At 60.3% G+C, this 1,045-nt stretch carries 1 protein-coding gene; it reads right to left on the bottom strand.

Annotated features, from left to right (window positions below; translation table 11 throughout):
* The coding region (locus tag J0A67_RS07245; protein WP_317195050.1) for an MBG domain-containing protein at positions 1 to 1,045 on the bottom strand (1,045 nt) is incomplete at both ends.

Here is a 1,045-nt window from a genome sequence, read left to right as displayed (position 1 = left end):
TCGCCCTTTCTGTGATCTCCAGATTGCCTTCCACAAAGCTCAGGTCATAGTTGGCGCTCAAGGCCAAACTGCCCTGCGTGATTGCGTAGTTGCCCACGTCCTCGCCCGCATCCCTGCCGAGCGCCCCCGTGAACGCGTCGCTGAAGGCCAGGCTGCCCGAAGTAATCTGATAGGTCAAGGCTGGATCCGCTTCGCCGTATACCTTGGTCTGGTCGTCGGCGGTCACCTCGATCTCACGTACCGTGATCTCCAGATTGCCTTCCACAAAGCTCAGGTCATAGTTGGCGCTCAAGGCCAAAGTGCCCTGCGTGATTGCGTAGTTGCCCACGTCCTCGCCCGCGTCCCTGCCGAGCGCCCCGGTGAACGCGTCGCTGAACGCCAGGCTGCCGGAGGTGACCTGATAGGTCAAGGCTGGATCCGCTTCGCCGTATACCTTGGTCTGGTCGTCGGCGGTCACCTCGACCTCGCGTACCGTGATCTCCAGATTGCCTTCCACAAAGCTCAGGTCGTAGTTGCTGCTCAAGGCCAAAGTGCCCTGCGTGATCGCGTAGTTGCCCACGTCCTCGCCCGCATCCCTGCCGAGCGCCCCGGTGAACGCGTCGCTGAAGGCCAGGCTGCCCGAAGTAATCTGGTAGGTCAAGGCTGGATCCGCTTCGCCGTATACCTTGGCCTGGTCGTCGGCGGTCACCTCGATCTCACGTACCGTGATCTCCAGATTGCCTTCCAAAAAGCTCAGGTCGTAGTTGCTGCCGTAAGTATACGTGCCCTGGCTGATCGCATACAGACCCACATTCTCGCCCGCTGCACGGACCAGTGAACCGGTGGCCACATCGCCGCCTACTATCGTTCCGCTGGTTACCGTTGCGGTTAGGGTTGGATCAGCATCCCCGTAGGTTTTGCTCTGTCCCGCATCCGCGGTGATCGTGATCGCACGCTGGGTGATTTCAAAGTCGGCGCCCACATAGGTCTCGTCGTAGTTGCTGCCGTAAGTATACGTGCCCTGGCTGATCGCATACAGACCCACATTCTCGCCCGATGCACGAAC

It is taken from the genome of Algoriphagus aestuariicola, assembly GCF_017254835.1.
Classification (GTDB): Bacteria; Bacteroidota; Bacteroidia; order Cytophagales; family Cyclobacteriaceae; genus Algoriphagus; species Algoriphagus aestuariicola.
The sequence above is the reverse complement of the archived record's forward strand: the minus strand, read 5'-3'. Positions and strand labels throughout refer to the sequence as shown.